Raw genomic sequence first — 26,183 nt, 5'->3', positions numbered from 1 at the left:
GCGCGATGGATCGGCCGCCCCGGCGGCTTACAGCCCGAGCTGCGTCGCGAGATGGCCGATATCCGACACTTCGTAATAGTTGTAGAACGGCGTGCCCGGCTCGTGGCCGCGATTGACGAACGCCTTGTGCTTGATGCCCAGATCCTCGGCCGTCATCAGGTCGTAGCGCAGGCTCGACGACACGTGCAGCACGTCCTCGGGCTTGCAGCCGAGCTTGCCGAACATGTACTCGAAGCCCTGCATCCGCGGCTTGTACGACTGCGCCTGCTGCGCGGTGAACACCGCATGGAACGGCGCGCCGAGCTTGTCGACGTTGCTCATGATCTGCTCGTCCATCGCGTTCGACAGGATCACGAGCTTGTACTTCGTCGCGAGCCGCGACAGGCCCGCCGGCACGTCCGGATGCGGGCCCCACGTCGGCACCGCATGATAGAAGCGCTCGGCCTCGGCCTCGTCGAACTTCACGCCGACGCGCGCGCAGGTGCGCCGGATCGCGTTGACGACGACGTCGCGGTACGGCTTCCACGCGCCGAGTACCTCGTCGAGCCGGTAAGCGGCGAACGCACGCACGAAATCCTCCATCGCGACCGGCGAGAGCCGGTCCGCGTAGATCTCGCGCGCCAGGTCCGCCATCTGGAAGCGGGTCAGCGTGCCGTAGCAGTCGAACGTGATGTACTTCGGTTCAAATTGGATCATGGTGACGTCCTGTCGGTGTGAAGCCCCGGCAGGGCCGGGGACGGGCTGGGGTGGTACGAAATTGAATCAGGGCAAAAAACCCGGCGCACGTCGTTCGACGCCGCCCAAAACGCAGAATCGCCGCGTGTTGCGCGGCGCGGGCAGCACGATCTGCGGCGCTTGCCGGCGCGGCCCCGCCGCACCGGCGGGGCGGCTCGCCGGCAAGCGGCCGCGACACCGGTGTTTTCATCGTAGTGCCGTTCCCACAGCAGGCGCTGTCGGATTGACGGGCCGCGGCGGCACGATCCACGCGTTCGCACGCGCCGATCGAGCCGGTTTGCGTCGATCTTGCACGGCCGCCCGCCGTCGCCGGAAAACAGGCGAATCATCCTATCCGTGCCGCGGTGTCGCTGGCAGAGTCGATATGTCATTCCTACCCATCCGGAGTCCAGCGTGTCCGATCTCAACCCTTCCCGCACGCTTATCTATCGTCGGTTCGCCGAAACCGACCTGCCCGCCGCGCATCGTCTGTCGGAAGCAGTCAAGTGGCCGCACCGGCTCGACGACTGGCGCTTCGTGCTCCAGCTCGGCGACGGCTTCGTCGCCGAGGACGAAACCGGCATCGTCGGCACCGCGCTCGGCTGGCGCTTCGGCGAAGCGCACGCGTCGCTCGGCATGGTCATCGTGTCGCCCGAGCACCAGGGCCGCGGCATCGGGCGCGAACTGCTCACCCGCGTGGTCGACAGCTTCGGCACGCGAACCATTTTTCTGCACGCGACGCCGGCCGGCGAGCCGCTGTACGCGAAATTCGGGTTCGAGGTGATCGATACGATCGACCAGCACCAGGGTGCCGCCTTCCAGCCGCCGCTGATATCGCTGCCGCCCGGCGAGCGCCTGCGGCCCATCGGCGCAAACGACGGCCCGCGACTTGCCGCGCTCGCGTCGCGGGCCGCGGGTTATCGGCGCGACGAGGTGATCGAGGCGCTGCTCGGCGTCGCGAACGGCATCGCGCTCGATCGCGACGGCGAACTGCTCGGCTTCGCGCTGTTCCGCCGCTTCGGCCGCGGCCATGCGATCGGCCCGGTGGTCGCGCCGGACGCGCAGCGCGCGCAGGCGCTGATCAGCCACTGGCTCGCGCTGCACGAAGGGAAGTTCGTGCGGCTCGACGTGCCGGGCGACAGCGGGCTGTCCGACTGGTTGCAGGGGCTCGGGCTGCCGCGCGTCGACACCGTCGTCGCCATGGCGCGCGGCGCAACGCCCGCGCGCGACCCGGCGCTGCGCGCGTTCGCGATCGTGAACCAGGCCCTCGGTTGAGCGGTATCCACGATGAGCTTTCTCTACAAGGCCGACCCGGTGCGCGGTGCGCAATGGGCACAGCGCTTCGCGCAGCAGGCGCCCGAGCTGCCGTTCCGGATCTGGCCGGACCTCGGCGATCCTGAAGCCGTCCGTTATCTCGCCGCGTGGCAGCCGCCCGACGATCCGGCCACGCTGCTGCCGAATCTCGAAGTCGTGTTCTCGGTCGGCGCCGGCATCGATCAGTTCGACCTGTCGCGCGTGCCGGCGCATATCCCGGTCGTGCGGATGATCGAGCCGGGCATCGTCGAAGGCATGGTCGAGTACGTGACGCAGGCCGTGCTGACGATCCACCGCGACCTGCTCGACTACGCGGCGCAGCAGCGCGCGCAAGTGTGGCGCGAGCAGCCGGTGCGCGCGGCCGCGTCGCGGCGCGTCGGCGTGCTCGGGCTCGGCACGCTCGGCCAGGCCGTGCTCGATACGCTGCGCCGCTTCGGCTTCCCGTGCGCCGGCTGGAGCCGCACGCCGCGCACGCTCGACGGCATCGACTGCTACGCGGGCGACGCGGCACTCGATGCGTTCCTCGCCCGCACCGACATCCTGATCTGCCTGCTCCCGCTCACCGACGATACGCGCGGGCTGCTCGGCGCACGCGTGTTCGATGCGCTGCCGGCGGGCGCGTCGCTCGTGCAGGTCGGGCGCGGCCCGCAGCTCGACGAAACCGCGCTGCTCGCGGGGCTCGCGAGCGGCCGGCTCGACAGCGCGATCCTCGATGTGACGGACCCCGAACCATTGCCGGCCGGCCATCCGTTCTGGACGCACCCGCGCATCCGGATCACGCCGCACATCGCGAGCGCGACGCGGCCGGACACCGCGGTCGAGGCCGTGCTCGCGAACCTCGCGCGCCATCGCGCGGGGCAGCCGATGATCGGCGTCGTCGATCGCGCGCGCGGCTACTGACGCGTGCGCCCGGCCCGGCGGGGCGCGCAGCAGAAAATGCCGCAGCGCCCCGCACAAACGCCGCGTTCGTATGTTTCAGACTGCAAATTGAAAACGCATGAGGATGGCTCGCCCGGTAGCATGAACTCATCGCTGACACCCGACGAGAGTCCCGCCCTGCCATGAACCACGCCGCGCTGATCGAAGCTGATCGTCAACACCTGATCCACCCCGTCGTCAACTATCGTGCGCACGAGGCGCGCGGCGTCACCGTGCTCGAATCCGCCGACGGCGTGTTCCTGCGCGACGCCGCGGGCCACACGCTGCTCGATGCGTTCTCGGGTCTGTGGTGCGTCAACGTCGGCTACGGCCGCGACAGCATCGTGAAAGCCGCCGCCGACCAGTTGGCGAAACTGCCCTACGCGACCGGTTATTTCCATTTCGGCTCGCAGCCCGCGATCGAGCTGGCCGAACGGCTCGCGGCGCTCGCGCCGCCGTCGCTGAACCGCGTGTACTTCACGCTCGGCGGCTCGGACGCAATCGATTCCGCGGTGCGCTTCATCACGCACTATTTCAACGCGACAGGCCGCCCGTCGAAGAAGCAGATGATTGCGCTCGAGCGCGGTTATCACGGCTCGTCGTCGATCGGCGCAGGCCTCACCGCGCTGCCCGCGTTCCACCGCCATTTCGACCTGCCGCGCGCGGACCAGCACCACATCCCGTCGCCCTACCCGTACCGCCATCCGCTCGGCGGCGATCCGCAGGCGCTGATCGCCGCGTCGGTGGCCGCGCTGGAAGCCAAGGTTGCCGAACTCGGCGCCGACAACGTCGCCGCGTTCTTCTGCGAACCCGTGCAGGGTTCCGGCGGCGTGATCGTGCCGCCGGCCGGCTGGCTGAAGGCGATGCGCGACGCGTGCCGGCGCCTCGGCATCCTGTTCGTCGCCGACGAGGTGATCACCGGCTTCGGCCGCACGGGCCCGCTGTTCGCGTGCGAGACCGAACAGGTCGATCCGGACCTGATGACCGTCGCGAAGGGGCTGACGGCCGGCTATGCGCCGATGGGCGCGGTGCTGATGTCCGACGAAGTCTACGAAGGGATCGCGGGCAGCCGTGCCGAGTCGGCCGCGGTCGGGCACGGCCATACGTATTCCGCGCACCCGGTCAGCGCGGCGATCGGCCTCGAGGTGCTGAAGCTCTATCACGAAGGCGGACTGCTCGCGAACGGCCAGGCGCTGGCGCCGCGCTTCGCGGCGGGGCTCGATGCGCTGCGCGCGCATCCGCTCGTCGGCGACGCGCGTTCGGCCGGCCTGCTCGGCGCACTCGAGCTGGTCGCCGACAAGGCGCACAAGACGCGCTTCGACGCGGCGCTGAACGTGCCGGACAAGATCGCGGCGGCCGCCTACGCGAACGGCGTGGTGTTTCGCGCGTTCGGCGACGGCGTGCTCGGCTTCGCGCCGGCGCTGAGCTTCACCGCGGGCGAGTTCGACCTGATGTTCGAACGCGTGCGCAAGACGCTCGACGACGTGCTGGCCGATCCGGGCGTGCAGCGCGCCCTCGACGCCGCGCACGCGCAGCCGGCCTGACCGGCCAAGGGAAAGCCGGGCTTGTGGCGGCCATCGTTCGACTCTAAAGTAACCGGACATTCCATTTTTTCCGACTCACGTGAACATGACGGACAGCAAGCTGGATCGCATCGACCTGCGCATCCTCTCCCAGTTGCAGAAGCGCGGCCGCATGACCAACGTCGAGCTGGCGGATGCGGTCGGGCTGTCGCCGAGCCCCTGCCTGATCCGCGTGAAGCGGCTGGAGAAGGCCGGCTACATCGGCGGCTACGGCGCGCACATCCAGCTCGAGAAGCTCGGCGACGTGCAGGTCGTGTTCACCGAGGTCACGCTGGCCGACCACCGGCGCGAGGACTTCGACCGCTTCGTCGCGGCGATCCGCAACGTCGACGAGATCGTCGAGTGCCACCTCGCGAGCGGCGGCTACGACTATCTGCTGAAGTTCATCACGCGCAGCGTCAGCCATTACCAGACGATCGTCGAAGGGCTGCTCGAGCAGAACATCGGCATCGAGAAGTATTTCAGTTACGTGATCATCAAATCGCCGTTCGTCAAACGGCACTACCCGCTCGAATCGCTGTTCGGCGAACGTCACTGACGGGCGGCCAGCGGCAACCCCGAACGCGGCAACGTGCTGTCCGTGCGGGGTAGTCGCGCGCCCGCGCCTTCGCCGACCGGCTTCATCCAAGGACCTGTCATGCCGCTTACGCTGTCCCGAACCGAACTCGTTCGCACCGCCAACCTGATCGACGGAACGTGGCGCGACGCGCTCGACGGCCGTCGCTTCGACGTCGTCGATCCCGCGACGCTCGACATCGTCGCGCACGCACCCGACAGCGGCGCCGCCGACGCGCGCGCCGCGACGGACGCGGCCGCACGCGCGCTGCCCGCATGGCGCGCGACCCCCGCCCGCGAACGGGCGGCGATCCTGCGCGCATGGCATGCCGCGATCGTTGCGCATACCGACGATCTCGCGAAACTGATGGCGCGCGAACAGGGCAAACCGCTCGCGGAAGCGCGCGGTGAAGTCGCATACGGCGCGTCGTACGTGCTGTGGTTCGCCGAGGAAGCGACACGCACGTATGGCGACCTGATTCCGCAGCAGCAGCGCGGCAAGCGGCTGAGCGCGGTGAAGGAGCCGATCGGCATCGTCGCCGCGATCACGCCGTGGAACTTCCCGCTCGCGATGATCGCGCGCAAGATCGCGCCCGCCCTCGCGGCCGGCTGCACGGTGGTCGCGAAGCCGGCGGAGGACACGCCGCTGACCGCGCTCGCGCTCGCGTTTCTCGCGCAGGAAGCCGGCGTGCCGCCCGGGGTGCTGAACCTGATCGCCGCATCGCGCGAACGTGGCATCGATGCGGTGGCCGACTGGCTCGCCGACGGCCGCGTGCGCAAGATCACGTTCACCGGCTCGACGCCTGTCGGCAAGCTGCTGGCGCGCGAGTCGGCGGCGACGTTGAAGAAGCTGTCGCTGGAGCTCGGCGGCAACGCGCCGTTCATCGTCTTCGACGACGCCGAGCTCGATGCCGCGGTCGACGGGCTGATGGCCGCCAAGTTCCGCAACGGCGGGCAGACGTGCGTGTCGCCGAATCGCGTCTACGTGCAGGCCGGCGTCTACGATGCATTCGCCGCGAAGCTCGCGGCGCGCGTCGCCGCGCTGAAGGTCGCGCCGGCGACCGACCCGGCCGCGCAGATCGGCCCGATGATCAACGCGCGTGCGGTGGACAAGATTGCCCGCCACGTCGGCGACGCCATCGAGCGCGGCGCGCGCGTGCTCGCCGGCGGCAAGCGTCTGGTCGAACTCGGTGCGAACTATTACGCGCCGACGGTGCTCGCCGACGCCACCGCCGACATGCAGCTGACCTGCGAGGAAACCTTCGGCCCGGTCGCGGCGCTGTTTCGCTTCGATACCGAGGACGAAGCGGTCGATGCCGCGAACGACACGCCGTTCGGGCTCGCCGCGTATTTCTATACGCAGGACGTGCGTCGGATCGCGCGCGTGTCGGCGCGGCTCGAAACGGGCATCGTCGGGATCAACGAAGGCGCGCTCGCGAGCGAGGCCGCACCGTTCGGCGGCGTGAAGGAATCGGGTTATGGTCGCGAAGGCTCGCGCTACGGGCTCGACGATTATCTGTCGATCAAGTACCTGTGCCAGGGCGGGCTCGACTGATCGGATGAATCCGGGCCGTCCGCGAGGCGGCCCTCGCCGCGCCCGGTCGTCAGGCATGCGTTGACATCGGAACCGATCGGTCCATATAATGCATCCAACTTTTGGCACCGCATCGTTTGCGACACCGATCAATGGCAAATCCGGCTGGCGTGGGCCGCCCACGCGAATTCGAACTTGGCGATGCCGCGCGCGACGCGATGGACGTTTTCTGGGACCGCGGATACGAAGGCGCGTCCCTGCCCGACCTGATGGCCGGCACCGGCCTGTCGCGCGGCAGCCTGTACAAGGCGTTCGGCGACAAGAAGGCGCTGCTGCTGGCGGCGCTCGACCTGTACATGGCCGACGGGCTCAAGGCGACCGCGGACATTCTGTCGCAACCCGGCGCCGTCAAGGATGCGATTCGCGATTCGCTGCTGCGCTATGCGCGCCTGTCCGTCGGCGAGGCGGGCCGGCGCGGATGTCTCGCGGTCGCGATGACCACGGAACTGGCCGCGCGCGACGCGGATGTCGCGGAGCGCACCGGGCGCATGTTCCGGCGGCTGCAACAGCTCTATGCCGGTGCGATCGTCCGTGGCCAGGCGAGCGGCGAGATCGCCGAGCAGGACGAACAGGTGCTGGCGCGTTTGCTCGTCTGCCAGATCGAGGGCATGCGCGTGCTGGGCAAAACCGGCGTGTCCGAGCAGGACATGCTCGCGCTGGTCGATCGCACGATGCGCATCCTCGACTGATATTTTTTTACCCAATTTGGAACCGATTGGTTCCGTATGGAGAGCCATCCATGTCACGGAATGACCCCGTATCCCCCGACCCGCGCCGCTGGGCGATGTTTGCGGTCCTGCTCGTCGGCGCGTTCCTGCCGCCGCTGGATTTCTTCATCGTCAACGTCGCGCTGCCGTCGATCCGCGCGGAACTGGGCGCCTCGTCGTCGGCCGAGCAACTCGTCATTTCATCGTATGCGGGCCTGTACGCGGTAACGCTGATCACCGGCGGGCGATTGGGCGACCTGTTCGGCCGCGGCCGCGTGTTTTTCCTCGGGTTGATCGGCTTCGCGATCGCCTCGACGCTGTGCGGTCTCGCCAGTTCGCCGTGGACGCTCATCGTCGGCCGCGCGTTGCAGGGCGTGACGGCCGCGATCATGGCGCCGCAGGCGCTCGCTTCGATCCAGGCGATCTTCCCCGAAGCGGAAAAGCCGCTCGCGCTCAGCTTGTACGGCGCGGTATTCGGCCTCGCCGCCGTGGTCGGGCAGGCGCTGGGCGGGATCCTGATCTCGCTGAATCTGTTGAATCTGGGCTGGCGCACGATCTTCCTCGTCAACCTGCCGCTGGCGATTCTGGTCGTCCTGTTCGGGATTCCGCTGCTGAAGGAAACGCGTGCGCAGCATGCGCGCAAGCTCGACCTCGGCGGCACCGCGCTGTCGATGCTGACACTGGGCGCGCTGATCGTGCCGCTGATCGAGGGGCGCGAAGCAGGCTGGCCCGTATGGGCATGGGTGTCGCTGCTCGCGGTGCCGGCCCTCGCCGGGTTCTTCTGGCGCTACGAGCGCCGGCTCGGCCGCCGCGGCGGCGCACCGCTGCTCGATCCGGCCGCGCTGCGCGCACCGGGGCTCGGCCGCGCGTTGCTGATCGCGCTGCTGCTGTACTCGATCGGCGCGTTCTTCCTGCTGTTCTCGGTGTATCTGCAGAATGCGTTGCACGTCGACGCACTGAGCGCGGGCCTCGTGTTCTTGCCGTTCGGCGTCGGGTTCCTGCTCGGCCCGTTGTCGACGCCTGCCTGCACGCGTGTCATCGGCGCTTACGTCAATCCGTTCGGCATGAGTCTGGAGATCGTCGGGCTCGTCGGCCTCGCGTGGTTGATCGATGCCACGCCGATCGGGATGCCGCTCGCGGCCGCGCCGCTCGCCGTCGTGCTCTTCGTCATCGGCTTCGGACAAGGTCTCGCGCTGCCGACGCTGATGCGCATGGTGACGGGGCGCGTCGCACCGGCGCTGTCCGGCATGATCGCCGGCATCGCCAGCTCGACGCTGCAGGTCAGCACGTCGCTGAGCGTGGCGATCATCGGCGGCATTTTCTATACGACGCTCGGCACGCGCCACGATCCGGCGGCCATCGCGCATGCGTTCATCGTCGCACTGCTGTCGATCTCGGTGTTCCTCGCCGTGGGCGCCGCGCTGGGCATCTCGCTTGCACGGGCGGGCGCCGCTCATACGTCGATGCGGGCCGCCGCGCGTCCGGGCTTCGGCCCCGAACGCGAACGGCCGTGATCGTTTGTATTTGCCCGTATTTTCCCGTACCGACATTCATCGCCGCGTCAGTCCGACCTGGAGGTTCTTCGTGTATTTCATCGTCTCCTATCGCCGAGCCGCGGGCACGCGATTCGATGCCCGTTACTACGTCGAACAACACATTCCGCTGGTGGAAAAATCCTGGAAGCCGTACGGGCTCGGCGCTATCGACGCTTTCTTTCCAGCACGTGAGGACAGCGAACTGATCGTCGTGGCGATGTGCCGTTTCAAGGACAGTGCGGCGCTGGACGCTGCGTTCGCGTCCGCGGAGACGGCAGACGTCATGGCAGATATCGATGCGTTCACCGACATCGAACCCGATCGGCTCATCACGGACGTGTTCTCGCGCGGGTCGTAGCGCCGATCGCGCGCCGCCATGCATCGGTTTCGGCCGGCGCCATCGGTCACTTGTCCGATGGCGCCGCGAACGATCGGGTGTCAGGATAGGCAGCCGTCACGCGATACCGGACCGGGAGGATCACTGCAATGTCGGGACGTCAGATCTTCATCGTCGCATTGGCGAGCGGCCTGCCGCGTGCGTTCGGCGTGCTCGCTATCGTGTCGGGCCTGTTTCGGATCGGCACCGCGGTGCATCGCGGGAAACACGCCGACGCGCCGGTGCAAACGGTCTCGGGTGGAGCGCGAATGGCGCTGGCCGGCGCGCTGCTTTCCTGCGAAGCCGTCGGTGCCGTCTACTTCGCAATCGCGACGTTGGGGTACGGTTGGGCCGACACCGACGCGACAGCCTCGGATCGCAGGGAACGGATCAACGACTGGTCGACTTGAATGGTGCAACCGCCATCTTCGATACGCGGGGTAAGCCACCGGACAGCGGAGCGTCAAAGGTCGCGCCGGCCCGACGGGCCGTCCGCGCACACACGAAAGCGAATCCGCGTCGCGGAGCGCGTCAGAGCAGCCCCAGCGCCGACGCCTTGAGGGTCGCCGCGGCGCGCGTCGAACATTCGAGCTTGCGAAACGCCTTCTCGACATGGGTGCGCACCGTGCTCGGACTCATCGCGAGCGCCTGCGCGACCTGCTTGTTGCTCGCGCCGCGGGAAATTGCGCGCAGGACGTCGATTTCCCGCGCGGACAGGCGCGGGCCAACGGCCGACGCGCCCGTGGCGATGCGCCGGGGCACGGGTGTTGAAGTTCGTAGATTCTGCTAATAGTGTCCGTTCGAGCGCTAATCGTGTCCAATGATTCCGCTAACGCGGGGCGGCGAACGTCAAGCTGAGGAAGTGAGCAGCGGCAGGTCGCTGGCGAGGTATTTCGTCGACGTGCGCTGAATTCCAAACGATGGAGTTGAAGCGCGACATGGGCGTGCACCGCGGCTCAATGTCGACAGCCTCCCCCACCCTGGAAAACCGGCATTAAAGTTGCACCCCCGTCCTTTTGATGAGAGGTTTATTGTTGCGCATGCACCCAAGTTGTTGATCATCGGTTACGTGCACGCCATGCACTTGTCACGAGCGACTTTCCTCATCACGGCGCTCGTGAGCCACATCTATGATCCGGATAGCCCCGGCGTCGACGCGACGCAAGCGACCGCCCGGCCTAATACGTCGATCCAGCAACGCCACGTCCCCTAACGCGAGGCCAATCTGTACTCACTCGTCGAGACCTGCAAGGCCAACGGCATCGACCCGTATCGCTATCTCACCTGGCTGTTCCAACGCCTCCCGCTGGCGACCACCGTCGACGACTACGACGCGCTGCTGCCCTGGAAAATGCCGGCCGACCTGCGCTGATCCACTTCCTTACCGCGCCTCAAGCGCTCCACCGATTTACTCTGAGGGGCGTCGTTCGTGGATCGCAGTTTGGATCGCCACATGCAACTCACACCGCACTTCACACTCAAGGAATTTACGCGCAGCGATACCGCGCGTGCTCGGCAGGTCGACAACACACCGTCGCCTGCGGCCGCTGCGATCTTGCGGCGGCTCGCGCAGACCCTTGAGCAGGGCGACCGCGGGGGTGTGCTGCAACACGCCTCCCGGTTGTTTTTGGTGCGTGCTATGTGGGGCACTCGTTATTGCTGAATGGCGAGTTATTTTATTTCTTAATTTATATTTATTTCGTGTAATTGAGTGTAATTGATCTTCCGCGCGCGAGCTTCTATATTTTTTTTGCGCGAGCTTTCTTATTTTGCGCTGCGAATTCAAGCGGATTTGAATTTTTTTGCCAAAATCATGATGGCTAGGTCGCATTCGTCGTCAAATTGAAAACCGGAGAACGAAAATGTCAAATTATGTGCAATATGGCAAGAATATCCGCATTAGCAATCTTTACGGAGGCGAAGGTAATCCCAGCTATCTCGGCATCAATACCAAACAGACTACGAGTATAACCAGTGCTCTGGACCCAATTGGAACGTACAAGTCATTTAGCGATTATGTAAATGAAACGCAATGGACAATAGGGTTGGTGGAATCCTCTGGTGACGGTAGCTCCGTTTATAGTGGCGATACGATTACCCTGGTAAATGCTAGTGATGGTGGTAATTTGGCATTATTCAACAGCTATGCCCCGAGCGATTCCGGCTACCCCGTGGCAACAACCACTGATACGGATGATGCTCTGGTTACCATCAACTGGACCATCATTATTACCACAAAAAAAAGCGGCAAAGATGTCGGCTTGAATTACGAGGACAACATAATTTTGGTGGCTAATTTTAATAATTTGGCAGGCGTTCTGGACACCAACGGCGCAGGTAATAATAAACCCTTCCAATATTTGGTCACGGGTTCGCGTCTCGCCAATCGTGACGGCGGTAGCGGCACATGGAAGGTACTGACAGTGCAGGGCTGAGCTTAAATTTCGTGAACCTCAACTGTTGGGGACACTGATGGCGGGCGTAGCCCGCCATCGGCAGAGCGGAAATAGATCGATCAAATCTCGCAACATCGATCGTTCGGCAGTCGAATCAATGCGGAACGGCATCGTGCACAAAATAAAATTTTGGAGGCATCATGGCTTCTGTTTATGCCGTCTTATACGATAAAAGCGGTACGTTTCTAATGGCTAAAAAGCAGATGAAGTCATATTATACCCAAGCCGGCGGGGGGAAGGTCAATGCGCTTGGGTGGACAATAAATAGCGGTCCCGGAGAATATGCATTGCCTGGAGGCAAGCTAGAGGAACCTAACATCGAGGACGGTGCTAGGCGCGAGTTCCTGGAGGAAACTGGATTCAATTTGCCGCTTAGCCCCGATAATAATCCGCCGGAAACAGTGAAATTCAATGTGAAGGGTGAGGCATTGCCGCCCAATGCAACTAACTATGCTTTTTCGGCAGTATATTTTTGCGCAAGCGAAGAAGATGTGGAAAATACGTGGAGTAATATATCAGAAATCGCCCTACCTAATTCCAGGGATATTGTCGGGGCGATTATGCGTAGAGACATTAAAACGTATTCAGAAATAACTTTATATGCAAGGAAGCACGGTATAAAAGAGTGGCCGGCCGATAACGAGCTGAAATGGGTTTGGCGCTGGAGTTTTTCTAACAAAAATGACTGGGCCAATATAGAATCAATGAAGAACGATGACAATATAGGTTGGTACTACTGCATTTTGGAGTATTTGTGTTTTCACATTCTAAATCGCAAGGCGTAAGGTTTTCGGGTGAATGTTAGTTCGATCCGAATGACGGCATCTGGCCGAATGCCGATCAATACGACAGGGGAGCCATTCCGAGGCGGCGGTCACCATCTCAATCCTCGTCTTCGACCCAGAGACAACCGGACTGAAAGGCACCGATCACGAGGACCCCTGTGTCGAACGCGGCTTCGGTAACCGAATACCCGTTATGGGTGAAGTACCGAGCTTGAGCGCCGAACTGCTCAAGAAATTCTGCTGTCAACTGTTCCGCCTGAGCCGCGGTCATTAATTCAGCGCGGTACGCTTGGTCGCGATGTAGCGCCTCAGCAATAATCCAACGTGCCTCACTTTCATCGATTTCGCGGTAACAGGCGTCGTCATCGCGCAACTCGAACGCTTTCGCTACAGCAGCGGGACTCGGCGCCGGAAATGGTAAAACTCCGCAGCGTACAATGCCGCAGCCGCGTATATCCCAGATGTCTTCGTTTATTCCCAAGGTAATTCTCTCCGGTTCAAACAACTCGTCGACGATCTGCGCTGGCCTGTCGACTGACCGCATCTGGCCGGATGCCGCCCGACGCGTTTGACTATAGCTACCCCAGAGAAAACGCCAGCCATTTCCCATACCAGCCTTCCGCACCGGTCAATGCCCCCGGCCTGCCCCACATCCCTACCGCCTACCCAACGCCTGTGCCAGCGCATCCCCCGCAGCCAGAATATGCGCGGACAGAGCCGCACACGCCGCGTCGACATTCCCCTCGCGTATCGCCCGAACGATGTCCCGATGTTCGTCGTTCGAGCGATCCTGCCAGTCGAGTTGCTGCCACGTCGCATACAGATGCCGTGAACTGGCCCGATGCATGTCGCCGATCGCGGCGACGAGCCGCGGCATCCCGCACGGCGCGGTCAACGCCCGATGAAACCTCAGATTCAGCGTGCCCAGCACGGCGATGCCACGCGCCGCCGCCTCCTGATTGAGGATCGCATCGAGTTCCTCCAGCGCCCGTGCGTCGAGCGCGGGAATCGCCTCGCGCAGCGCCAGCGCCTCGAAAGCCGCACGCATCTTCGCCATTTCAAGCACGTCCGCCGGCTCGAGCGGCGCCGCCCGCACGCCCCGTCGCGGTTCCACCACGGCCAACCCCTGCGCTTCCAGCCGTCTGAACGCCTCGCGCACCGGCACATGACTCGCGCCGAACTCTGCCGCGGTGTGGTCCTGACGCAGCCACTCCCCCGGCGCGATGACGCCCGAGATGATGCGGTCCGCCAATGCGCTGGCGATCCGATCAGCCAGCGAGCGATCCTCCTTGACTTCCAAATTCATCCCGACCACCATGCATAGATTATCTATTAAATTGTAACAAACCCGGAGGTCCGATGCACCACCACCGCCCTGTCCGTCTGCAGCACATTGCCGGCATCGGCGTCGATCGCATGGGCTCGATCGCCGATCATGCCGACGTCGACCTTTTGCGACTCGAAAATCTCGACACCGACCTCCCACCCACTTCGGAAGCGCTCGCCTTCACCCGAGAAGCCATCCAGCGAGACTCGGCCAACTCCTATTTGCCCTTCGTCGGTCAGGATCGGCTGCGCGCGAGCGCTGCCGCCCACGTGTCGGCGCTTTCGGGGCAGCGCTTCACGGCCGACCAGGTGGTGGTGTCGGCGGGCGGGCTCTCCGGCATTCTGAATACGCTGCTCGCCACCGTCGAGACGGGCGACGAAGTCATCGTCACCGATCCGACCTACGCCGGTCTGCTGAACCGCATCCGCCTGGCGGGCGGTGTGCCCAAGCAAGTCCCGTTCACCTTCACGCCGGGCGGCGAATGGAAGCTGGACCAGGCAGCACTGCGGGCAGCAATCGGTCCGAAAACGCGGGCCATGCTGCTGATGTCGCCGTCGATGCCTTCGGGCGGCTTCTTCGATGCGTCCGACTGGCAACTGATCGCGAGCCTGTGCGTGCAGAACGATCTGCTGCTGATCCTCGACAGCGCGATGGAACGGCTGCTCTTCGATGGACGCACGGTCATCCATCCCGCCGGCCTGCCCGGCATGGCCGAGCGTACGGTCACGGTCGGCGCGGCGTCGAAAGAGTTGCGCATGATCGGCTGGCGGGTCGGCTGGATCGTCGCGCCGGAATGGCTGATTCCGGATCTGGTGGCCGTGTCGCTCGCCAATGTCGTGGTACCGGTCGGCATAGCCCAGGAGGCCGCGGCGGTTGCGCTCGAACATTCCGCATCCGATCTGCCTGGCTACGTGAGCGAACTCGAGAGACGGCGGGACACGGTCGCCGCCGAACTGTCGGGGCTCCCGTTCGGCATGCCGGCGGGCGGCTGGTCGATGCTGCTGCGCGTCGCCGATTTCGGTCTGACCGGATCGCAGATGTCGGAACGGTTGCTGCGCCGGGGCGTATGTGCGACGGCCATGACCGGATGGGGCGTCGCCCACGGCGAGCAGTACGTCCGTTTCGTGTTCTCGAACGAACCGGTCGACCGGTTGCGCACGCTCGGGGACAAGGTGCGCTTCGCACTGGAGGACGCATGACGGCCGCTCACGAGAAAGCGGAGTCGCGCGCCGGGCGTCCCGCGCAGAAAGCCGGCCCACCCGGCCGATGTCGCCTCGCTCGCGCACCCTTCCCGCACCCGCTTCATCTCGATTGAGAAATCTTCACCGTCCCCAACGCATAAAAGCCGTCCTCCGTTCGCCCCGTCAGGGCGAGTTGCATCGGCTCGAGGTAGCGATTTTCGTCGACCACACGGACGTCCAGTTCGTACGCTCCCGTAGGCATGTCGCGAGGCAGTTCGAACGCATCGTCAAACGTGTATCCGCTGCCGGGCAGCACCTTGCGCAGATCGACGGCGGAGGGCATGCGGGCCGATGCCCGGCTCCAGAGCATGGCCTGTTCGGTCATCGCCGGGCGCAAACGAAATTCGACGCGCCAATGCGTATAGGTCGGCGCGACGCCCGCGTTGCTCCATTCCGTCTTCACCACGAGCTTGCGACGCCCCGCTCCCGCTTCGCCGCCCGACAGCGTGATTTTTACGGGCGCGTAGCGATACCCTGCCGTGAGTCCCGCAGTCCATACGGCGCCCTGTTCGGCCGGCGTGAGCGCCGACCACGTGCCGGTGCAATAGCTCGCGTTCTTGATCGTCGCGACATGGTATTGCGGCACTTCCTCTAGCATGGCCAGCTGCCCCGTCGCGGGGTCCGTCTCGAACGTCTGGCAGGGGAACGTGGGCGAACTGCCGTTGCCGAACGGCTCGGTGATGAAGGGCGCGCGCTTCCAGCGTTCTGCAACGAGGTCCTGTCCATCCGGCGACGTGCAACTCGAATGCGGCGGGAATTGCGCGGCCCACCCGGTATACGAACCCAGGCTGTCGCGACGCAGCCCGATCGGCAGATGGTCCGTGTGAATGCGCATCGCGGTGCACAGGCTGCCCGCGTCGTCGGTCAGCATGACGAGTTGCTTGTTCGGGAACGCACGCACGTGTGCCCGGATAATCGCTTCCTTCGATGCTTCGCTGCCGGCCTGATAGGCGCCCGGTACGCCATGGTTGGCGAGATAGGCCGCCTGATTGATCGCGAAGTTGGTGTCGGTCGCATCATAGGGAATCCTGCCGTACTTGTAGCCGGCGGTATCGGGCAGGCCCGCGGTATGCCATTCGCCCCAGCTTCCGTAAAGACCGATATCGATGGGGCCGATGCGCGGATCGTCGTCATAGCGATGCCCCAGTGCCTTCAGAAGTGCGTCGATGCGCTGGACAACGAAGGGATCGTTCCAGTCGGGAATGAAGTAGTGACCTTGCGTGACATCGCCCGGATCGAGCGGCAAAAGCCAGCCGTGCGTTTTGCCGTCGCTGTCCCTCAGCAGGTACGCCGGCGAGTCGCTATATACGGGAAAACCGTCGGTACCCGTGCTGACGCTGGTATCGAGATTGTGTTGCGGATTGAGCGCCATCACGCGAAAGCCGAACGTCATGCCACGCGCGAGGCACGGCGCCGACGGCGCCGAAGACGTGCACGGTTCGAGCACGTGATCGATGGTCGAAAAATCGTAGCGTCCCTCGACCGGTTCAAGCGTATGCCACGAAACGCGCCCGTAGAGGTTGACCGGCGAGCCGGGCAACGGCGCCGCGTCGGACTTCGTGTACTGGAAACCGAGATCGGGTGCGCAATCGGCGCACGGCGGATTGTGCGGCCCGATCTGTTTCTGTGCCACGTTCGCGTAGAAGCCGCTATCGGGATTGAACAGTTCCCCCGTCACGGTCCACTGACCGGTTGCACCGTTCAATGTCGCCTTCGCGGGTAGCCGGGCAACGACGATCACCTGCGAATCGCCTTCAATCACCCTCTGCCTTCCTTGCGCAAGCGCATCGGAAACACAGGCAAATGTAATCAGCACTGCAATACAGATGGCGATCGAGCAGGAACGAAGCGGATGCATGTCGGACCTCATGGTCGAGCGAACTCACACGAGATCCTACCTTTTTGCGAAAGTACCGTTCGTGACAATCCGCGCGACGTGATGCATCCGGCGCCGAGGCGGCACGATGCCCCCGCCCCGGCCGGACGTAACGTCGCGCGAACGCCCTACCGCCCCACCGGCGGCCGCAGGATATCGCGCGGAATCGACGCGATCAACACGCAGCTGACCAGCAGGCAAGCGCCCAGGGCATAAGTCCCGTTGTTGATGTTGCCGGTCATCTGCTTGGCGACGCCGGTGATCATCGAGCCCGTGAAGCCGGACAGGTTCCCCACCGAGTTGATCAGTGCGATGCCGGCGGCCGCGGCCGTGCCGGACAGGATCTGCCCCGGAAAGGTCCAGTAGATCGGCATCAGCGCGAGGATGCCGCAGGTGGCAATGGTCAGGAATACGATCGACAGCGCCACGTTGTGCGCGAACGCCGCGCTCAGGATCAGGAAGACGCCGCCGATCAGCGCGGGAATCGCCGCATGCAGGCGGCGTTCGCCGGTCTTGCGCGAGTGCGACGCGTTCCACACCATCGCGAAGATCGCCGTCAGGTAAGGAATGGCCGTCAGCACGCCGATGTGCAGCGGGCTGTGCACGCCCGACGCGCGGATGATCGACGGCAGCCAGAAGGCCAGCCCGTAGAAACCGGTATTGAACGTCAGCAGGATGAAGGTGAGCAGCCAGACGCGCGGGCTGCGCAGCGCGGCGCCGATGCTGTGCGACTTGTGCGCGGCCTCGGATTCGAGGTTGCGCGACAGCACCGCCTTTTCGTCGGCGGACAGCCACTTCGCCGTCTGCGGGCCGTCGCCGAGGCAGGCCAGCACGATGAACGCGACCACGATCGACGGCAGCCCTTCGAGCAGCAGCATCCATTGCCAGCCGCTCATGCCCGACAGGCCGTGCGTCTGCTCCATCAGCCAGCCGGACAGCACGCTGCCGAGCGTCAGGCTCAGCGGGATCGCGACCAGGAAGCCCGACATCGCCACGCTCTGGCGCCGCGCCGGGAACCAGTAGTTCATGTACAGGATGACGCCCGGGAAAAAACCCGCTTCGCACAGCCCCAGCAGGAAGCGCAGCGTGTAGAACATCGTGGTCGTCTGCACGTGGAAGAACTGCGCGAGCGGCACGATGAACGCCATCGACGACGACACGATGCCCCACGTGATCATGATCCGCGCGATCCAGAAGCGCGCGCCGTAGCGGTGCAGCAGCAGGTTGCTGGGCATCTCGAACAGGAAATAGCCCCAGAAGAAGATGCTGGCGCCGAGCGCATAGACGCCGTCGCTCAGGTTCAGGTCGTCGAGCATCTGCAGCTTCGCGAAGCCCACGTTGACGCGGTCCAGGTAGGCCACGACGTAACAGAGCAGCAGCAACGGCAGGATGCGCCGCATGACCTTGCGGTAAAGGGCGTCTTCGGACGAGTCGGCCGCGGCCGGTGCGGCAGCGGCCTGCGTAAGGGATGGCATCGGTCTGTCTCCTGATTATGTCGATCTTCTTCGTACCGTCGCGTGCGCTGCGCGCATCGATGTTACCGGTAACATCCGGTACCCAAAAAAAGCCGACGAGGCGACGGAGCGATCGGCAATCTGATACCGGTAACACATTCGAAGGTAGCATGCGGCGACATACGTGTACAAGTGCCGCCGGACGCGTGGTTTCCCTAGTGCGACTCTCACCGCGGCGGGCACGCCGCGCCCCGCCTGCGCGGTATGCCGCACCGGTATGATGTAGCCTTTCCGGCCTTCTCCCGATCGCGATTCCGATGCCCAGTCCCACCGCCGTCCGGCCCGCCGGGCCGCCCCGCATGTCCGACGTAGCGCGCCTCGCCGGCGTATCGAAGATGACGGTGTCGCGCGTGCTCGCCGGCCACAGCGTGGCCGCCGAGACGCGCGCCCGGGTCTGCGAGGCCATCGACCAGCTCGGCTACGTGGCGGATGCCGCTGCCGGTGCGCTGTCGTCGGGGCGCTCGGAGTTCGTCGCGGTGCTGGTGCCGTCGCTGTCGAGTTCCAACTTCTCGGACACCGTGCGCGGCCTGACCGATGCGCTCGAGCCGCATGGTTTGCAACTGCTGCTCGGCGATACCGACTACGACCTCGAACGGGAAGAACGGCTCGTGCGGTCGATGCTGCGACACCAGCCGCGCTGCATCGCGCTGACGGGGTCGCAGCACACCGATGCGACACGCAAGGTGCTGGAACGCTCGGCGATTCCGGTGGTCGAGATGTGGGACCTGCCGACGCGCCCGATCGACACCGCCGTCGGCTTCTCGAACGTGCGCGCCGCCCGTGCGATGGTGCGCCACCTGGCCGAGCGCGGTTACCGGCGCATCGGTTTTCTGGTCGGCGCGAGCGAACTGGATCGCCGCGGCCTGGACCGGCTCAAGGGCTACCAGGCGGAGATCAAGGCGCAGGGGCTGGGCGAACCGCGCGTCGTGCGGCTGGGCGAATCGCCGATCACGATGAGCCACGGCGGGCCGGCGATGGCCGCGCTGCTGGAGCAATGGCCGGATACCGACGCGGTGATGTGCGTGAGCGACATGTCGGCGTTCGGCGCGATCATGGAGTGTCACCGGCGCGGGCTCGCCGTGCCGGCCGACATCGCCGTGGCCGGCTTCGGGAACTTCGAAGTGGCGACCTGCTGCCATCCGACCATCACGACCGTCTCGGTCGACGCGTACGGCATCGGGCTGCGCACGGGCGAAGCGTTGCTGGCGGCGCTGCAAGCGCGTGACGGCGGCGAGCGGACCGAATCGAAAAGCATCCGTATCGACTACACGATCATCGCGCGGGAAAGCGCCTGACGGGCCGACGGCCGCACGCATCCCGACGCGCGGCTTCGTACCGCCCCCCTGCCCTCACCTTCGCCACCTGCGCACGAAATCCCTTCCGCTGCGCAAAAAACCCGTGCTAACATCCAAACAATGTTACCGGTACCATCCGGCATGCAAAATGAAAAAGGCCCCTCAGGAGACAGCCTGCCATGTCACACACCCCTCGCCGCCTGCGCAGCCAGGAATGGTTCGACGACCCCGCGCACGCGGACATGACGGCACTCTATGTCGAGCGCTTCATGAACTACGGGTTGACGCGCGAGGAACTGCAGTCGGGCCGCCCCATTATCGGCATCGCGCAGACGGGCAGCGACCTCGCGCCGTGCAACCGCCATCACATCGAGCTGGCCGAACGCACCAAGGCGGGCATCCGCGACGCCGGCGGCATTCCGATGGAGTTCCCCGTGCATCCGCTGGCCGAGCAAAGCCGCCGGCCCACCGCCGCGCTCGACCGCAATCTCGCGTACCTCGGGCTGGTGGAAGTGCTGCACGGCTTTCCGCTGGACGGGGTGGTGCTGACGACCGGCTGCGACAAGACCACGCCCGCGTGCCTGATGGCGGCCGCCACCGTCGACATGCCCGCGATCGTGCTGTCGGGCGGCCCGATGCTCGACGGCTGGCACGAGGGCAAGCGGGTCGGCTCGGGCACGGTGATCTGGCATGCGCGCAACCTGCTCGCGGCGGGCGAGATCGACTACGAAGGCTTCATGCAGCTGACTACGGCCTCGTCGCCGTCGATCGGCCATTGCAACACCATGGGCACCGCGCTGTCGATGAACAGCCTCGCCGAGGCGCTGGGCATGTCGCTGCCCGGCTGCGCGAGCATTCCCGCCGCCTATCGCGAGCGCGGCCAGATGGCTTACGCGACCGGCAAGCGCGCGGTCGAGCTCGTTCGCGAAGACCTGCGCCCGTCGACAATCATGACGCGCGCGGCATTCGAGAATGCGATCGTCGTCGCGTCCGCGCTGGGCGCATCGACCAACTGCCCGCCGCACCTGATCGCGATTGCGCGCCACATGGGCGTCGAACTGAGCCTGGACGACTGGCAGCGCGTGGGTGAATCGGTGCCGCTGCTCGTCAACTGCATGCCGGCCGGCGACTACCTCGGCGAGAGCTTCCACCGCGCCGGCGGCGTGCCCGCGGTGCTGCGCCAGCTCGATTCGGCCGGGCTGCTGCGGCGCGACTGCCTGACCGTATCGGGCCGCGCGATCGGCGAGATCGCCGACACCGCGCAGGACGCCGACCGCGACGTGATCCGCACGCCCGACGCGCCGCTCAAGCATGGCGCCGGCTTCATGGTGCTGTCGGGCAACTTCTTCGACAGCGCGATCATGAAGATGTCGGTGGTGGGCGACGCGTTCCGCCGCACCTACCTGTCCGAGCCGGGCGCGGAGAATACGTTCGAGGCGCGCGCGATCGTGTTCGACGGCCCCGAGGACTATCACGCGCGCATCAACGATCCCGCGCTGAACATCGACGAGCGCTGCATCCTCGTGATCCGCGGCTGCGGCACGGTCGGCTACCCGGGCAGTTCCGAAGTCGTGAACATGGCGCCGCCCGCCGAACTGGTGAAGCGCGGCGTGACGTCGCTGCCGTGCATGGGTGACGGACGCCAGAGCGGCACATCGGCCAGCCCGTCGATCCTGAACATGTCGCCGGAAGCGGCGGTCGGCGGCGGCCTCGCGCTGCTGCGCACGAACGATCGCGTGCGCGTGGACCTGAATCGCCGCAGCGTCGACGTGCTCGTCGACGAGGACGAACTCGCGCGCCGCCGCGAAACCGAAAGCTTCACCGTGCCGCAGGCGCAAACGCCGTGGCAGGAACTCTATCGCCGGTTCGTCGGCCAGCTGTCCACCGGCGGCTGCCTCGAACCGGCCACGCTGTACCTGAAGGTGATCGAGCAGCGCGGCAACCCGCGCCATTCGCACTGACCCACCGCCCCCCGACTCTTGCCGAGCTGACCATGCATACGCCTTCCGTTTCCGATTGCCTGCCGCACGACCTCGACCACGCGCTGCTGATCGGCCGCGTCTGGCGACACGACGGCGCCCACGCGGGCCCGAGCGTCGTCGCCGTGCGCGGCGGCGAAGTGTTCGACATCACGCGCACCGTGCCGACCACCGCCGACCTGTTCGATCGCCCCGATGCAGTCGCCATCGCGCGCACCGCTGCCGGCGATTCGCTCGGCCGTGTCGAGCCGTTGTTGCAGGCCGCGCTGGACGGCACGCCGGGCGCGACGCACCTGCTCGCGCCGTGCGACGTGCAGGCGATCAAGGCGTGCGGCGTGACCTTTGCGGTCAGCCTGATCGAACGCGTGATCGAGGAACAGGCGGGCGGCGATCCGGCCAAAGCGCGGGAGGTTCGCGACACCATCGCCGCGACCATCGGCACCGATCTATCGAAGATTGTGCCGGGCTCGGAAGCCGCGCTGCGCCTGAAGGCGGAGCTCGAACGCCGCGGCGCATGGTCGCAATACATGGAAGTGGGCATCGGCCCGGATGCGGAGGTGTTCTCCAAGGCGCAGCCGATGTCGGCGGTCGGCTTCGGCGCGGACGTGGGGCTGCTGCCCGTGTCGGTGTGGAACAACCCGGAACCGGAGATCGTGCTGGCGGTCGCCAGTGACGGCAGGCCGGTGGGCGCGACGCTCGGCAACGACGTGAACCTGCGCGACATCGAAGGCCGTTCGGCGCTGCTGCTCGGCAAATGCAAGGACAACAACGGCTCGTGCGCGATCGGCCCGTTCGTGCGGCTGTTCGACGACGGCTTCACGCTCGACAGCGTGCGGCAATGCAGCGTGTCGCTGCGCGTCGAAGGCGCGGACGACGGCTTCGTACTCGACGGCATCAGCCACATGCGCGAGATCAGCCGCGACCCGACCGACCTCGTCGCGCAGACCTGCGGCGCGCATCACCAGTATCCGGACGGCTTCATGCTGTTCCTCGGCACGATGTTCTCGCCGATCCAGGATCGCGACGCGCCCGGCGGCGGATTCACACATCACCTCGGCGACCGCGTCACGATCTCCACGCCCGCGCTCGGCGCACTCGTCAACACCGTGCGGCTTTGCACGGAGATCGCGCCGTGGACCTTCGGCGTGCGTGCGCTGTATGCGAATCTGGCGGCACGCGGGCTGCTTGCCTGAGCGGAACGGCAGCGATACCGGCCTGCCCGCCCGCGATCGATCACGGTCAGCCACGGCGTGGGCGACACACAGCGGACCGGTGCAGGATCCAAACGAAATCCCGCCAGTCGTCGGCCGGTGCGCCAGCCGGACTGGCTTCGCATGAAACCGGGGCCCTCGGGCCCCGTCAATCAAACCATCACGCCGCCACCGCGCGCTCCGCGAGCTTGAACTCGCCGACCGTCTGCGCGAGCCGGGCCGCCTGCTCGCGCAGCGACGTCGCGGCAGCCGCCGATTGCTCGACCAGCGCCACGTTCTGCCGCGTCGTATTGTCGAGCTGCGACACCGCCTGATTCACCTGCTCGAGTCCCGTGCTCTGCTCCTTCGCGGCGACGCTGATTTCGGCGATCACGCTCGTGATGTTGCGCACGCCGTCGACGATTTCGTCCATCGTCGCACCGGCCGTCTGCACGAGCCCGGAGCCGCCTCGATCTTCTCGACCGACGAGTGGATCAGCTGCTTGATTTCCCACGCGGCCTGCGCGCTGCGCTGCGCGAGCGCACGCACCTCGCCGGCGACGACCGCGAAGCCGCGGCCGTGCTCGTTCGCGCGGGCCGCCTCGACGGCGGCGTTCAACGCGAGAATGTTGGTCTGGAACGCGATGCCGTCGATCACGCCGACGATGTTGGCGATCTCCGCCGACGCCTGCGTGATGTCGTTCATCGTCGACACGACGTCGCGCACGACCGTGCCGCCCCGCAGCGCGACATCCGACGCAGATTCCGCCAGACGGTTCACCTGGCTCGCCGCATCGGCCGGGTTGCGGGCCGTTCCGGCGATCTCCTCGAGCGCGGCGGCCGTTTCCTGCAGGCTCGACGCCGCGTGTTCGGTGCGGGCCGACAGATCCTGGTTGCCCTGCGCGATCTCTGCGCTCGCGAGGTTCACGGACGTGCTGAAATCGCGGATCTACCGCAGGATCGTACTGATCTTCTCGGCGAACGCGTTGAACGCTCGCGCGATCTGCGCGGCTTCGTCCGCGCCGTCGGCCGGCAGGCGCTTCGTCAGGTCGCCGCTGCCGCCCGAGACGTCCGTGAGCGCGTCGCGCACCATCAGGATGTGCTTGAAGGCCGCGTTCGTCATCGCGCCGACCAGCGCCGCCGCGACGATGGCGACACACGTCGCAAGTACCCGTGCGCGAATTGATGACAGCATGATGACTTCGGTTTCCGTTACCGCGTGATTGAAATGGGATCGCTGAAGAAGGCGACCCTGATCCGTTTGACGGCACCGGAGGCGGGAAGTTGTGCGATGCCGGGAGGACCACGGCCGGCACATGCATGCGGAGAGCGACACGGCGGCGCTATCGCGCGAAGCGCGAACGCGGAAACCCGTTGCGACGGGCGAAAACGGCGCCGTTCTCCGGCTCGGCGTGACGAATGCGGATCGCGGTCGGATTTATTTTGACGACAGGCAACCCGCAAACGATTGCCCCGCAGCGCCGGCCCTAAACTGTTCCTTCACCATTCCGTTAATCAGGAAATCTATTTGATAACCACAACCGGATTCCTCCCATGAACGATCGACGATTAACCGTTCGCACGAAGCTGATCATGGCTTTCGGACTGCTTACGTGCACGGTCGTGCTCGTCTCCGTCGTCGGCATCGTCTCGCTCGGCAACGCGAACGCGGCATTCGACGACTATGTCAACGGCACCAACGCCCGCGCGAACCTGGCCGACAAGATTCGCTTCGCGGTCGACCGGCGCGCGATCGCCGCCCGCAACCAGGTTCTCGCGGCCAGCCCGCGCGACGCGGACATCGAGAAGGAAGCGGCGCTGCAGGCCGACCGCGAAGTCGGCGCGCTGATGGGCGAACTGACGAATGCGGTCCGCGAGGGCAGCGGCGCATCCGACAAGGCGCGCGAACTGGTTCGGCAAATCGGGGCGGTCGAGGCGCAGTACGGCCCCGTGGCGCGCGCCATCGTCGACGCGGCGGCGAACAACCGGCGCGATCAGGCGATCACGATGATCAACGAACAGTGCCGACCGCTGCTGGCCCAGCTCGTCGCGGCCACCGACACGTATGCGACGTACTCGCGCGCGCGGGCCGCTCAGCTGGTGAAGGAATCGGACGACCGTTATACCTCGCGACGCCTGATGCTGATCGCGATCTGCATCGCCGCCGCCGCCGCGGCCGCGCTCTCGGGCCTCTTCATCACCCGCGGCCTGCTGCGCTCGCTGGGCACGGAGCCTGCCGTGCTCAGCGATATCGCCGGCCATATCGCCGCCGGCAATCTCGGCGCCGAAGCCACGACCGGCGCCGCGCCGGCCGGCAGCGTACTGGCTTCGATGCGCGACATGCAGGCGAACCTGATCCGCCTGATCTCGGAAGTCCGTACCGCATCGGGCAACGTCGCGACCGGCGCAGGCGAAATCGCGTCCGGCAACCAGGACCTGTCGTCCCGCACCGAACAGCAGGCCGCGTCGTTGCAGGAAACCGCGTCGAGCATGGAGCAACTGACCTCCACCGTGCGCCTGAACGCCGACAATGCGCAACAGGCGAGCGGCCTGGCCAACAACGCATCGGAGGTCGCGCAGCGCGGCAGCTCGGCGGTCGGCCTGATGGTCGACACGATGACCGACATCAGCGCGAGCTCCGCCAAGATCGCCGAGATCACGGGGATCATCGAAGGGATCGCGTTCCAGACCAACATCCTCGCGCTCAACGCGGCCGTGGAGGCTGCCCGCGCCGGCGAACAGGGCCGCGGCTTCGCGGTGGTGGCAAGCGAAGTCAGAAGTCTTGCGCAGCGTTCGTCGAGCGCCGCGAAGGAAATTCGCGAGCTGATCTCGCAATCGGTCCGGAAAATCGAGGACGGCTCGCATATCGCGAACAACGCGGGCGATACGATGAGCGAGGTCACGCATGCGATCTCGCGCGTGACCGACATCATGGGCGAGATCGCTGCGGCGTCGAGCGAACAGAGCCGCGGCATCGAGCAGGTCAATCTCGCCATTACGCAAATGGACGAGGTCACCCAGCAGAATGCGGCGCTCGTCGAGCAGGCGGCCGCCGCCTCGAAGTCGCTCGAGGAACAGGGAAACCGGCTTGCCGACGCCGTCTCGTTGTTCCGGCTCGACGCGCGCATGGCCGGCGCGTAGGTCGGCGCCCGCCGCCCTGCCGCCGGCTCACCTCGACACAGAGTTCGAGCGCCCGTGCGCGCGTCTCGGCGAGCAAGCGCAGCG

The 26,183-nt window shown here is 65.7% G+C and carries 22 protein-coding genes and 3 pseudogenes; 18 read left to right on the top strand and 7 right to left on the bottom strand.

Annotation, left to right across the window (positions count from 1 at the left end):
* Window positions 1-27: 27 nt before the first annotated feature.
* Complete coding sequence (locus DPV79_RS01390) at window positions 28-696, bottom strand: haloacid dehalogenase type II (RefSeq protein ID WP_021156521.1); 669 nt, start codon at window positions 694-696, stop codon at window positions 28-30.
* 432 nt (window positions 697-1,128) lie between these two features.
* Between DPV79_RS01390 and DPV79_RS01385 the strand changes: the two genes are divergently transcribed.
* The 9 genes from DPV79_RS01385 (at window position 1,129) to DPV79_RS01345 (ending at window position 9,706) form a co-directional block, all read left to right on the top strand.
* Window positions 1,129-1,989: a GNAT family N-acetyltransferase gene (locus tag DPV79_RS01385; RefSeq protein WP_027792827.1), complete on the top strand. Its 861-nt coding sequence runs from the start codon at window positions 1,129-1,131 to the stop codon at window positions 1,987-1,989.
* A 12-nt stretch (window positions 1,990-2,001) separates the two neighbouring features.
* On the top strand, window positions 2,002-2,928 hold the full coding sequence (locus DPV79_RS01380) for a 2-hydroxyacid dehydrogenase (protein WP_059555402.1): 927 nt from the start codon (window positions 2,002-2,004) through the stop codon (window positions 2,926-2,928).
* A gap of 161 nt (window positions 2,929-3,089) precedes the next feature.
* Window positions 3,090-4,490: an aspartate aminotransferase family protein gene (locus DPV79_RS01375; protein ID WP_113044570.1), complete on the top strand. Its 1,401-nt coding sequence runs from the start codon at window positions 3,090-3,092 to the stop codon at window positions 4,488-4,490.
* 85 nt (window positions 4,491-4,575) lie between these two features.
* Window positions 4,576-5,067: an Lrp/AsnC family transcriptional regulator gene (locus tag DPV79_RS01370; RefSeq protein ID WP_006749694.1), complete on the top strand. Its 492-nt coding sequence runs from the start codon at window positions 4,576-4,578 to the stop codon at window positions 5,065-5,067.
* 99 nt (window positions 5,068-5,166) lie between these two features.
* Window positions 5,167-6,639, top strand: a complete 1,473-nt coding sequence (locus tag DPV79_RS01365; RefSeq protein ID WP_113044569.1) for an NAD-dependent succinate-semialdehyde dehydrogenase — start codon at window positions 5,167-5,169, stop codon at window positions 6,637-6,639.
* A gap of 131 nt (window positions 6,640-6,770) precedes the next feature.
* Complete coding sequence (locus DPV79_RS01360) at window positions 6,771-7,367, top strand: TetR/AcrR family transcriptional regulator (RefSeq protein ID WP_048027395.1); 597 nt, start codon at window positions 6,771-6,773, stop codon at window positions 7,365-7,367.
* A 50-nt stretch (window positions 7,368-7,417) separates the two neighbouring features.
* Window positions 7,418-8,899: an MFS transporter gene (locus tag DPV79_RS01355; protein WP_059648722.1), complete on the top strand. Its 1,482-nt coding sequence runs from the start codon at window positions 7,418-7,420 to the stop codon at window positions 8,897-8,899.
* 70 nt (window positions 8,900-8,969) lie between these two features.
* Window positions 8,970-9,278 (top strand): EthD family reductase, encoded by a 309-nt coding sequence (locus DPV79_RS01350; protein WP_113044568.1) that lies wholly within the window; start codon window positions 8,970-8,972, stop codon window positions 9,276-9,278.
* Window positions 9,279-9,406: 128 nt separating this feature from the next.
* On the top strand, window positions 9,407-9,706 hold the full coding sequence (locus DPV79_RS01345) for a hypothetical protein (protein WP_165843475.1): 300 nt from the start codon (window positions 9,407-9,409) through the stop codon (window positions 9,704-9,706).
* Window positions 9,707-9,827: 121 nt separating this feature from the next.
* On the opposite strand, the pseudogene DPV79_RS01340 reads toward DPV79_RS01345, so the two are convergent.
* A pseudogene (locus DPV79_RS01340) lies at window positions 9,828-10,061 on the bottom strand (response regulator transcription factor); the annotation flags it as partial.
* A 454-nt stretch (window positions 10,062-10,515) separates the two neighbouring features.
* On the opposite strand from DPV79_RS01340, the pseudogene DPV79_RS01335 reads away from it, so the two are divergent.
* From DPV79_RS01335 to DPV79_RS01325, 4 genes and pseudogenes are all read left to right on the top strand, one after another.
* Window positions 10,516-10,668: pseudogene (locus DPV79_RS01335) on the top strand (transposase domain-containing protein); the annotation flags it as partial.
* A gap of 81 nt (window positions 10,669-10,749) precedes the next feature.
* Window positions 10,750-10,959: a hypothetical protein gene (locus tag DPV79_RS43210; protein WP_244321691.1), complete on the top strand. Its 210-nt coding sequence runs from the start codon at window positions 10,750-10,752 to the stop codon at window positions 10,957-10,959.
* Window positions 10,960-11,158: 199 nt separating this feature from the next.
* The gene (locus DPV79_RS41895; RefSeq protein WP_133295599.1) at window positions 11,159-11,731 is read left to right on the top strand and encodes a hypothetical protein; all 573 of its coding nucleotides are present in this window, start codon (window positions 11,159-11,161) and stop codon (window positions 11,729-11,731) included.
* 161 nt (window positions 11,732-11,892) lie between these two features.
* Window positions 11,893-12,537, top strand: coding sequence for an NUDIX hydrolase (locus DPV79_RS01325; RefSeq protein ID WP_113044567.1), 645 nt, complete (start codon window positions 11,893-11,895; stop codon window positions 12,535-12,537).
* Window positions 12,538-12,634: 97 nt separating this feature from the next.
* Here the strand turns inward: DPV79_RS01325 and DPV79_RS01320 are convergent, their stop codons facing one another.
* Window positions 12,635-13,147 (bottom strand): hypothetical protein, encoded by a 513-nt coding sequence (locus DPV79_RS01320; protein ID WP_133295598.1) that lies wholly within the window; start codon window positions 13,145-13,147, stop codon window positions 12,635-12,637.
* Window positions 13,148-13,192: 45 nt separating this feature from the next.
* Window positions 13,193-13,843 carry a GntR family transcriptional regulator gene (locus tag DPV79_RS01315; protein ID WP_244321690.1) on the bottom strand — a complete coding sequence of 217 codons (651 nt, stop codon included), beginning with the start codon at window positions 13,841-13,843 and terminating at the stop codon, window positions 13,193-13,195.
* Between the two features lie 53 nt (window positions 13,844-13,896).
* On the opposite strand from DPV79_RS01315, the gene DPV79_RS01310 reads away from it, so the two are divergent.
* A complete protein-coding gene (locus DPV79_RS01310; RefSeq protein WP_113044564.1) occupies window positions 13,897-15,063 on the top strand; it encodes a pyridoxal phosphate-dependent aminotransferase in 1,167 nt (388 codons plus the stop codon).
* 103 nt (window positions 15,064-15,166) lie between these two features.
* Here DPV79_RS01310 and DPV79_RS01305 read toward each other — a convergent pair whose 3' ends face one another.
* Both DPV79_RS01305 and DPV79_RS01300 read right to left on the bottom strand, forming a co-directional pair.
* The gene (locus tag DPV79_RS01305) at window positions 15,167-16,498 is read right to left on the bottom strand and encodes a DUF4832 domain-containing protein (protein WP_165843474.1); all 1,332 of its coding nucleotides are present in this window, start codon (window positions 16,496-16,498) and stop codon (window positions 15,167-15,169) included.
* 611 nt (window positions 16,499-17,109) lie between these two features.
* The gene (locus DPV79_RS01300) at window positions 17,110-18,456 is read right to left on the bottom strand and encodes an MFS transporter (RefSeq protein ID WP_113044562.1); all 1,347 of its coding nucleotides are present in this window, start codon (window positions 18,454-18,456) and stop codon (window positions 17,110-17,112) included.
* Between the two features lie 296 nt (window positions 18,457-18,752).
* Between DPV79_RS01300 and DPV79_RS01295 the strand changes: the two genes are divergently transcribed.
* The 3 genes from DPV79_RS01295 (at window position 18,753) to DPV79_RS01285 (ending at window position 22,962) form a co-directional block, all read left to right on the top strand.
* Complete coding sequence (locus DPV79_RS01295; RefSeq protein WP_174392705.1) at window positions 18,753-19,790, top strand: LacI family DNA-binding transcriptional regulator; 1,038 nt, start codon at window positions 18,753-18,755, stop codon at window positions 19,788-19,790.
* 179 nt (window positions 19,791-19,969) lie between these two features.
* Window positions 19,970-21,751 carry an IlvD/Edd family dehydratase gene (locus DPV79_RS01290; protein WP_113044561.1) on the top strand — a complete coding sequence of 594 codons (1,782 nt, stop codon included), beginning with the start codon at window positions 19,970-19,972 and terminating at the stop codon, window positions 21,749-21,751.
* Window positions 21,752-21,783: 32 nt separating this feature from the next.
* Window positions 21,784-22,962 carry a fumarylacetoacetate hydrolase family protein gene (locus DPV79_RS01285; RefSeq protein ID WP_113044560.1) on the top strand — a complete coding sequence of 393 codons (1,179 nt, stop codon included), beginning with the start codon at window positions 21,784-21,786 and terminating at the stop codon, window positions 22,960-22,962.
* A gap of 178 nt (window positions 22,963-23,140) precedes the next feature.
* On the opposite strand, the pseudogene DPV79_RS01280 reads toward DPV79_RS01285, so the two are convergent.
* A pseudogene (locus tag DPV79_RS01280) lies at window positions 23,141-24,114 on the bottom strand (methyl-accepting chemotaxis protein); the annotation flags it as partial.
* Between the two features lie 398 nt (window positions 24,115-24,512).
* On the opposite strand from DPV79_RS01280, the gene DPV79_RS01275 reads away from it, so the two are divergent.
* A complete protein-coding gene (locus DPV79_RS01275; protein ID WP_113044559.1) occupies window positions 24,513-26,099 on the top strand; it encodes a methyl-accepting chemotaxis protein in 1,587 nt (528 codons plus the stop codon).
* Window positions 26,100-26,183 lie beyond the last annotated feature (84 nt).

It is taken from the genome of Burkholderia reimsis (assembly GCF_003294055.1).
GTDB classification, from domain to species: Bacteria; Pseudomonadota; Gammaproteobacteria; order Burkholderiales; family Burkholderiaceae; genus Burkholderia; species Burkholderia cepacia.
The sequence above is the reverse complement of the archived record's forward strand: the minus strand, read 5'-3'. Positions and strand labels throughout refer to the sequence as shown.